This window comes from Arthrobacter bambusae (assembly GCF_022606295.1).
Taxonomy (GTDB): Bacteria; Actinomycetota; Actinomycetes; order Actinomycetales; family Micrococcaceae; genus Arthrobacter; species Arthrobacter bambusae_A.
Window position 1 is genome coordinate 235799 of record NZ_JAHHZS010000003.1, and the last position, 9358, is coordinate 245156.

Annotated in this window: 6 protein-coding genes and 1 pseudogene; 3 read left to right on the forward strand and 4 right to left on the reverse strand. The window is 61.0% G+C overall.

Annotation, left to right across the window (positions count from 1 at the left end; translation table 11 throughout):
- The first annotated feature begins 134 nt into the window (after positions 1-134).
- The gene (locus tag KNN17_RS03635; protein ID WP_241707517.1) at positions 135-3998 is read left to right on the forward strand and encodes a hypothetical protein; all 3864 of its coding nucleotides are present in this window, start codon (positions 135-137) and stop codon (positions 3996-3998) included.
- Between the two features lie 595 nt (positions 3999-4593).
- On the opposite strand, the gene KNN17_RS03640 is transcribed toward KNN17_RS03635, so the two are convergent.
- Entirely contained in the window at positions 4594-4938 is a 345-nt protein-coding gene (locus tag KNN17_RS03640; RefSeq protein ID WP_241707518.1) for a hypothetical protein, read from the reverse strand.
- Positions 4939-5084: 146 nt separating this feature from the next.
- Entirely contained in the window at positions 5085-5429 is a 345-nt protein-coding gene (locus KNN17_RS22610; RefSeq protein ID WP_372489620.1) for a helix-turn-helix domain-containing protein, read from the reverse strand.
- A gap of 89 nt (positions 5430-5518) precedes the next feature.
- Here KNN17_RS22610 and KNN17_RS03645 point away from each other — a divergent pair, with 89 nt between their 5' ends.
- Both KNN17_RS03645 and KNN17_RS03650 read left to right on the forward strand, forming a co-directional pair.
- Positions 5519-5725 (forward strand): hypothetical protein, encoded by a 207-nt coding sequence (locus tag KNN17_RS03645; RefSeq protein ID WP_241707519.1) that lies wholly within the window; start codon positions 5519-5521, stop codon positions 5723-5725.
- Between the two features lie 361 nt (positions 5726-6086).
- Positions 6087-6860: a metallophosphoesterase family protein gene (locus KNN17_RS03650; RefSeq protein WP_241707520.1), complete on the forward strand. Its 774-nt coding sequence runs from the start codon at positions 6087-6089 to the stop codon at positions 6858-6860.
- Between the two features lie 44 nt (positions 6861-6904).
- Here KNN17_RS03650 and KNN17_RS03655 read toward each other — a convergent pair whose 3' ends face one another.
- A complete protein-coding gene (locus KNN17_RS03655) occupies positions 6905-7300 on the reverse strand; it encodes a hypothetical protein (protein WP_241707521.1) in 396 nt (131 codons plus the stop codon).
- Positions 7297-9358, reverse strand: a pseudogene (locus KNN17_RS03660) (hypothetical protein); the annotation flags it as partial. The pseudogene KNN17_RS03660 and the gene KNN17_RS03655, both read right to left, overlap by 4 nt.

Here is a 9358-nt window from a genome sequence, read left to right on the forward strand (position 1 = left end):
AAGATCCTGACCCGAACCACCCCACTGTTCTCGTCGGGCAACGCCTGGACCGTGTAACGCGGGACATGCGGATTCCCGCTCCGACGAGGCCAGGCAGTGTTACAGCATCGACTTGCGAGGCACTATTTGGACCGATGATCGACGTATCAAAAACTGCAGGAGCTCGCGCCGTCCTCAAGGCACACCTTCGGCAGGCTCGGACCATCCTTGAGAACATTCCGGAAGGCGGGCTAAGGGATCGAGGTCCGGAACTTATGCAGATGGCCGTGTTTTCAGCCGATCCGGCTGCTGGCTATTTCGTGTGGCACGGCGATGAGTGGGCGGGTAAGAGCGCATTGCTGGCCACGTTCGTTGCCGAACCTCCCGCTAATTCCGACATCGTCTCTTTCTTTATTAATGGCAATGACGCTCACGCCCGAACGGCTGATGACTACCTCATTTCGCTGACCAATCAACTCGAGGCCTATTTGGAGGGACCTGATCAAGCGGTGAACGTGACCGTACCCGGCGCAGCCGCGGGCCGTTACTTTGATTTATTAGACCGCGCTGCAGCGGTCGCCCATGACAACGGGCGACGTTTGGTCCTGGCCGTTGACGCCCTGGACGAGGATGACGCCTTCGCACCGCGTCCCGCCTCCGGTACTTCGATCACCGAACTGCTCCCACGGAACATCCCGGACCTTCACGTCATCGTGACAACTCGACCATACGAGCACGTTATGAAAAGCGCGCGGGACGAGCGTCATCCTTTGCGCGCAACTATGCCGGTGCAGCTATCCAGGTCACAGCATGCGTCGGACATCCGTGACGAGGCAGCCCGTGAGATCCGGAGAGCAGCAACCGAATCGGATAGGGTTGCAAGATCAGTCCTGGCTTTCTTGCATGTTGCAGAAGACGAGCTCACCGCGGCCGAGCTCGCCGAACTAGTCAACCACCTTCCAGGCAATGACCCAACTGTCACCGTTACGGCAATACATACGCGGCTGCAGAGCGGACTGCGTAGGACCGTACGCCGACGCATTCGCGCCGGGGAGGGCGTCGGCGGTGGCGTTGCCGTGACGAGAGACGTGCCATGGGAGTGGGCACACCAGACGTTGCCCAAAACCGTAATGGACGAGTTCGGCTCCACCTTAATCAACATCCATGCCGAGACGCTTCACCGGTGGGCCGAGGAACATTACCGTCGTGGCTGGAGTAGCGACACACCCCACTTCCTTGAGTCCGGATACCCGAGATTACTTGCGTCCACCGAACACTCAATCCAACTTGCGACATATGCCCTAGACCGTGGGCGTCGCCGCTGGCTGTTTGCGCGTCGCGGTGCATATGATCAGACCCTCAGCGAGATCCGACAGGCGGCAGGACTTCTTGCGCGCTCCGGGTCCCCCAACCTCGGCACCCTTGTCCTCCTTGCCTTCGAACGGGATCGGCTTCAAGAGAGGTATGAGGAGCTTCCGCCTGGCATCCCTGCTGTATGGGCCATGTTGGGCAATGTTCACCGGGCGGAAGTTCTCGCCCACAGCATGCCCGCCCTAAGCCAGACCGAGGCGCTGGCCGCGGTCGTACAGATTCTTCTAGATAGCGGAAATTTCGGCGAGGCCGAACGCATTGCCAGCACCATTCTAGATGGGGCCTGGCGGGCTTCCGCCTTGGCCCAGGTGGCGGCTGCTCTGGCGGTAAATGAAAACATCGGCGAGGCCGAACGCATTGCCGGTGGCATCTCTGATGAGGATCACCGGACGGACGTGCTGGCCCAAGTGGCACAGGCTTTAGCGACTGTTGGCAAGACCGGCGAGGCTGAACGCATTGCCGGCACCATAACAGGCGAATTCCGGCGGCTTCTGACTTTGGCTCATGTTGCAAGATCTTTGGCGGTTGCTGGCGAGACCGTTGAGGCTGAACGCATCGCCGGTGAGGCCGGAAGTGTCGCGGGCGGCATCACGGGTGACTTGCACCGGGCCCGGCTGTTGACCGAGGTCGCCCGTGCTCTGGCGGCTGTTGGCAACAGGGGCGAGGCCGAACGCATCGCCAGTGAGGCCGGACGTATCGCGGACAGCATCACGGATGGCTTCGGCCGGAACTGGCTGTTGACCGAGGTCGCCCGCGTTCTGGTGACTGCTGGCAACATCGGTGAGGCCGAACAGATCGCGCGGATAATCACCGAAGAGTCCGATCGGGTGTCGGTGTTGGACAGTATCGCAGGTGACTTGGCGTCTGACGGCAACACTGTTGAAGCCGAACGCATTGCCCGGACCATTTCGAGCGGGTTCCACCGGGCTTCGGCGTTGGCGCGGCTCGCGGCTCGTCTGGCGGTTGTTGGCAAGACCGGTGAGGCCCAACGCATAGCCAGTGAGGCCGAACACATTGCCGGTGAGGCCGAACTCCTCATCGACTCCATGGACGAGTTCCGCTTGGCTATGGTTCTGACAGAGGTCGCCCGCGCCCATATGGCAGCAGGCGACATGGGTGAGGCGGAACGCATCGCCGGCACCATCGGCGACGAGTCCCAGCGGGCCGTGGCTTTAGCCGAGATTGCAGGGGGCTTCGCGGCTGCACATAGTTCGGGTGAGGCGGCGCGCATAATCGCTGAGGCCGAAAGCGTTGCCGGCATGATTTCGGACGGGTCCAGTCGGGCATCGACGTTCACGCAGGTCGCGGGTGCTCTGGCGGATGCAGGCAACACCAGTGCGGCTGAGCACATCGCGGATACCATCGACGACAAGCATTATCGGGCATCGGCTTTGGCTCGTATCGCACGCGCCCTCGCGGATGCAGGCAACAATAGTGAAGCCGAACGCATAGCCGGTGAGACCGAACGCATAGCCGGCACCATCGCCGGACAATTGCGCCGGGCGTCGGCTTTGGTTGGTATGACAGGGGCTCTGTCCGCTGCCGGCAACACCAGTGTGGCTGAGCATATCGCCGATACCATTGCCGACGAGCACTACCGGGCGTTGGCTTTGGCTCGTATCGCACGCGCCCTCGCGGATGCAGGCAACATTAGTGAAGCCGAACGCATAGCCGGTGAGGCCGTACGCATCGCCGACCCCATCATCGACGCGTCAAACCGAGCGTCGGTGATGGCCAGCGTCGCAGGGGCTGTGGCGGCTACCGGCAACATCGGTGAGGCTGAACGCATCGCCGGTACCATCACCGACGAATTTCGACGCTCGCTGGTGTTGGACGGCGTCGCCTTTGTATTGGTGACCGCCGGGAACACGAGTGAGGCGTGGCGCATCCTCGGCGATGCCGAACGCATTGCCGACACCATCACCAATGACTACGCTCGGCTGTTGGCATTGGCCAGCGTCGCCTCCACCTTGGCGGCTGCTGCCAAAACGAGTGAGGCCTGGCGCATCCTCAGTGAGGCCGAACGCATCGCCAAAAGCATAAATGACGAGCACACCAGGACGTCCGCTTTGGCCCGAGTCGCTGCCGCTTTCGCGGCAGCTGGCAAAACCGGTGAGGCTGAGCGCCTCGCCGGCACCATTCACGACGAGCACAGGCGGACGGAAGCGCTGGCGAAAATCGCACTCGCGCTGGCGCGGGCTGGCAATACCATCGACGCCGAACGAATCGCCAGTGAGGCTGAGCACCTCGCCGGCACCATTCACGACGAGCACAGCCGGACGGAAGCGCTGGCGAAAATCGCACTCGCGCTGGGGCGGGCCGGCAATACCAACGGCGCCGAACGAATCGCCAGTGAGGCTGAGCACCTCGCTGGCACCATTCACGACGAGCACAGCCGGACGGAAGCGCTGGCGAAAATCGCACTTGCCCTGGCGGAGGCTGGCAACATCAAAGACGCCGAACGCCTTTCCTCCCTGATTCTTGCGACAGAAATGTGGCCACTCGCCATCAGAACGTTGCTAAATTTTCCACTCGTCAAAGCTGCGGTCAATCCTGTAGACGGCTGGCTAACCACGGAACTTGTCATGCAGCTCACTAGCGATGAACCTATCCGGCCGAACCTATCACGGGGGCACGAGGGCGATTGATCGGTTCAGGCGCTGTTGGAGGAGTACGCGTGTTCATGCTTCTAGTAGAGGACAAGCTTGCCTACTAATAACGGTTGGCCTCCACCGATCCTCAACCGACCGGTCACCGCTTTCATCGCGCGGCGGACCCGCTCCCCGGGCAGCAGCCGGCGGTGCGGCGGGTGTGGTCCCGGTGAGCGGTGGTGCGACTGGCGCGAGGCGTATCCTGCTGCAAGCACGAGTAGTGCGGACACATGGGGTCGATTGTTCGTGTAGAGAGCGTCAACCGGCACGTTTCCTCGATAGCGCATCGCTATCAGCGCGTGCTTGGTTGCAGGCTTTGTTGAATCCCTGGGTCCAGTTCACCAGAGAAACGGACTCATAGGATTTGTCGTCTGAGCAGGTGGCCCTCGAGAGTCCGCAGTGCAGAGGTGCACTGGGTGCACAACGGACAATCATTCGGGCGTGGCCTGGCGCTATCGCCGAGTCCGCCCCGAGTTGCGCCGGGAAGAGGTTCCCTTCCCGTTTGACTCCGGCCTCATCTGCCTCGGCGCTGGTCATCCATAAGAACCAACGAGTTGAGGTCCTACGCTCGATGTCTGCCGGGCGTAGGTGGTCAAGGCTTGTTTAGCAACGCCCTGGCCTCGGCGACAATGTGGGCATCCTCTTTGCCCACTAAGCGGTCTGAACTGAGCTGGTTCAATACCGCGAGTCCGACTTTCTGTCGTTCCGGATTGTGGTCCAAAGCCATGTCCATGGCCCATTCAGCTCTGCTCCACCATTCGGCATGCCTTTCCGATTCAGCCGCAGGCGCTGTCGTCGATTTGCACAACCTGAGCACCACAAACACAGGAAGCAGCAACGCCGCGAGTGGTGTGAGGGCAGCCACAACCTGCCACCACTCGACGGCCTCCGCTTGGATGACCACGTCGATGCTGCTCACGGCGCTAAGTAAGTTCACGAGACCAGCTTAGGCGGGGGCCCCGCTTCGCGCCTGCTCACCACCTGAGCAGGTTCGTTCTGATGGGGTCACGGGCTCGCCCTGCTCCAGCTGGCCAGCTCTACTGCCCGTGCAGCCCCAACGGCCAGTCCCACGTCTGCTCCTCGCTACGGCTCGGGCGTCGACTGTCGAGAATTTATGTTCCGGTCTCTGTGCCGACGTCGGCCACCCCGATAAATGATTCTCTGGGGCATGGTTTCAGGTGGAACAAAGAGATCGACGATGTCAACGCCAAGCACCGCAGAGATGTCCCAGAGGCGTTCATAGCCCAGACTCCTCTGGCCCAGGTCGATGTACAGCACGGTCTTCCGATCCATTCCTGCGGCGTTTCCGAGCTCCTCCTGCGTCAGACTTCGTTCCAATCGCAATTCTCGTATCCGAGCTCCCACCGCTTTGCGACGCGTACTCCAAAGCTCTAGCTGCTCGGGGGAGGACTTGCGGGGAACGGGCATCGTTCAATGTCACTAAGATGGGACATTGTTGTCTGTCCAACTAGTTGGACATGGGACCTAAATCACCTTTCAAACGAGGAGTATCACCCTTGGCAGTACAGGTCAGACTCGACCTTTCGAACTCAGTCACCATCCGCGATCTCCGCACCTTCCTCAACTGCATGCCGCATTACGTCGACGAAACGATGGACCTGCGCTACCGCTACGTGCAGGAGGAAAGGCTCGTTTACCTAGCCGTAGAGTTCCCCTCCGCATCCCGGCAAATCGAAGCGGCTCCGACCAGCCGGGCCGCATGACGAAGCCTTCACAGTACGAGAACGCAAAAAGGCCCACTAGCGCCCGGTGCGTCAACTCCGGGCTGGTGGACCCTGAAACCGACCTTGACCACGACGGATACTTAGTAATATCCGCTTCAGCTTCGGCATGCGTCCTCGACATCGGACCCGAGTCCAGCTCACTCGGCCGCCCCTCCCGGTGCGAAACTGTGGGCGAATGGGAGGCGGTATCCCCGCGACGTGACAAGGAGACTGTGACCCTACTCGGAAACATCCAACTTCGGCTCGGGCGTCGGAGGATCTTCCGCCTCGACCTCAGGGGCGATGGAAATGAGACGATCGGAATGACCGCCCTGGTGTGCGTCATGAGAAGGCTCGCAGAGTGAACGCCTTCCGGTTCGCCGTGGCCGGCGACTGGCACGGCGATCTCAGCATCGCCCGAGCCGTAGTCCGAACGCTAAAGAGCGAGGACGTACACCTGCTACTTCACGTCGGTGACCTAGCCGTTCGGTGGCCGGGCCCCATGAAGGGCCGTTTCGACAAGCGACTCGGTCAGCTGCTCGACGATGCCGACATTGAATTCCTGTTCATCGACGGCAACCACGACAACCACGATGAACTCCGCGCGCTTAAAGCCCTCCCTGACGGGACTAGGAGGCTGTCGGATTCGATGAGCTACGTGCCACGGGGGACTGTAATCGAGCGCCATGGCGTCCGCATTGGGGGCCTAGGAGGCGCATACAGTGTTGACCGGCGGTGGCGGACCGAGGGCAAAGACCTTTGGGCCGCCCTGGAGGAACCGACACCAGCTGAAGCCGAAGAGCTCATCGCATCGGCTCCAGTTGACGTGCTTCTGACGCACGACGCCCCGGCGAGCTTCCGTGGACTCACGGGGCTCTCATTGCCCCCAGAGATCGTCGCTGCTGCAGATCGCACCCGAGGACTGCTCCAGAGAACGGTCGAGGTGCTGCAACCCGCCCTGCTGTTTTCCGGACACTGGCACCAGCGCAAGAGTCAAGAGCTTGTCTGGGGCGACGGCACCCTCACGGCTGCTCACGTCCTCGCCCACGAGGGCTCATGGGGCGGGAACACCGTTCTTGTCCAATGGGCGGAGGGCCGGAGGCCAGAGGTCATGCCGCTGAGAATCCGGTCCTAAAACGCTTGCGAAAGCCGTTCTCAGACTGCCGCACGCAACGCCACCTAGAGTATCCCTGCTCGGATGCTGGCCACATTGGAGGCGCCCTCCAATGCTTCGAGCAGTAGTGCTCGCTCGGTGACGAGCTCATCGATGCGAGTGGCGTAGGCTTCGACGCGGTCTTTCAGTTCTTGGTTTTCCGTGAAGAGGGCCGTGTTTCGGGCCTTCCTTTTGGCCAGTTCATCCTGGAGTCTCTCCACTTCGGGCTTATGCCTGTTCAGCTGGCGAGCCCGGTCCTGGAAGGATTTGGCGATGTCCGGGTTGTCGTGCGTGAGACGATGGCGCTTGACTCCGGCGACGACTGCCAGTCGTAGGCCTGTCATGGGTCCTGGTACGTCGCCATTCAGTAATTGTTCGGCGGCAGCGAGCAGGGCGTCTCTTGCCGCCTCGCGCGCGTTCACGCCAGCATCCCTTCGTGTGCGGCGATCGCTGTCTGGAGCTGTTCAGATACGGCATCGAGTCGGGCCCACCTGACCGGCGGGGCAAGATCGTCCATTGCCCGGATTTCCTTGATGTTTCGAAGGTCTTCTCGGAGCTCATCCACATCAGCGTCAGTGCGCACAAGATTCTGGCAGCCTTCCTGACACTTGGTGAGGCTCGGATGCTTCTGGCCCCGCGCGCACAGCGACTTCGACTTGTCGAAGACGCAGTGCATCCCTCGGCCCGCGAAGATCTGCATGGAAGCATCATCAAGTAGCCGCTGCGCTTGACGCAGGGTAGCAACCGTACGTCCGGCGAATCGATGATTCGCGGCGCGGGTCCGGGACTCGAAGGCTGATGCTGCAGGCCCGCTCAGGCGTCCACCTGAATCGAGGTACTCCTCGGCTGCCTTGAACTCGTCCATCCTGGTCAACCACCTTTCGAAGGCAATCTCGTCGGCAAACCCCGACTGTAGGGAGCCCGCGTAGCCTTGAGTCATCTGGACCCAGACATGTCCGTATTGGATTGCCGCTGCGACCAGCCCTCTGGGTCGCCTGACAATGTGCCAAGCGAGAGTTCTGCGGAATCGGCTGGGATTGATCGTTCCGCGCGAGTCGGCCGGAATTATGTCGAGCCGTCCCCTTGTCTTGCAGAAGCGATTAACCCATGCGGCGAATCGACCAATGGCGGCCGTCACTTGGGCTGTGGTGATTGCGCTACCAGCGCGTGCGATGTCGGGACGCGACTTGTGCATCACGTTGCGCGAGAAGAGAAGTGGTTCGTCGTGCAATTGCTCGAGTACTTGGATGGCCTCGGCCACTAGCTCGTGCACTGTCCAGGGCTGCTGGCGGATTGCCCCGGCCGGATCAAGGACGCCGGACAAGTCACGAACGCCTTTGAAGTGGCGCCCGGTGACCAGCCATAGTTCCGTATTCTCGCTGTATTCTACGCAGCCTCGCCGCAGATTGAGCGCCTCACCTGGACGCATCCCGGATAGGTACGAAACTAGAATGAATGCCGCAGTCATGAGGTTCTCGGCCAGGAGCGGAGCTTCGTGGTACTCGACGCCGTTCGGTTTCCACTTCACCCCTTCAATCTGGCAGTCTGACTTCGCGAGCACATAGGTGCTGTGATCCAGTTTCAGCCCAGAGCGCTGAATCAGTGGTTTATCCCGCAGCTCGATGGAATGACCGCGGGCCTGCGCCAGGCGCCCAAGATGGGCCCAGTTGATAGCGGGGGTGCCATTTACGGTGGTTGAGGGAAGTCCGCGTCCGGCGTTGCGGAGAGCCTCGAGTGCCTGAACCACGCGCTCTTGCCGGCTTCCGGTCACAGGCAAGGGTCCCCTGGGCTGGGCGTTTGCTCCATGGCTGTATAAGCGCCATTCCCTGTAGGCGGCGATAATGTCGCTAGCGAAATCCGTGACGAATCTCGCTGCCCACACAACGAGGGGTTGAATTGTGGCATCGGCAATTCGGGGAGTGCGATTTTCCGGACCTGTCTTCGATCTCCCCAACAGGTCTTGGTTCGTTGCGCCGTACCAAGGTACGGAAGGAGGCAGCTGGAAGGGCGGGTCTAGGAGCTCCCGATAGCTCCATAGCCGCCGCACGGCGAGGAGGACATCGCCTGCGACATCACGTTTCAGATTCGATGTGAGGAGCCATGCGAGGAGCCTGTCATAGTCGGACTCACGTACGGAACGAAGATCAGTGATGCCAACGGTGTCGAACCAGGTGAGGACGCGGTTGAGGGCCGCGCGCGAGGTACAGATCGACTGTAGTGAAAGCCTTGGGGTGCCGGATGTATGGATCATCACCGGCGCATCGTGGTTGATTAGTGTCCAAACGTACTGCTTAGCGAACTCTCGGTAATTTTCCGGGAACACATCAAAGCGATAGACCAGCGTTGTGCTGTGGTGATCGAGGATCCCGGGCGTGAGGTCCCAGACGTCGTCTTCATAACGTGAGAGTCGAGACACGTCCGTACCTTCGACAACTGGTCGGTCGCCTAGGACGATCGGATTGTGCTGGCTCCTGAATTCT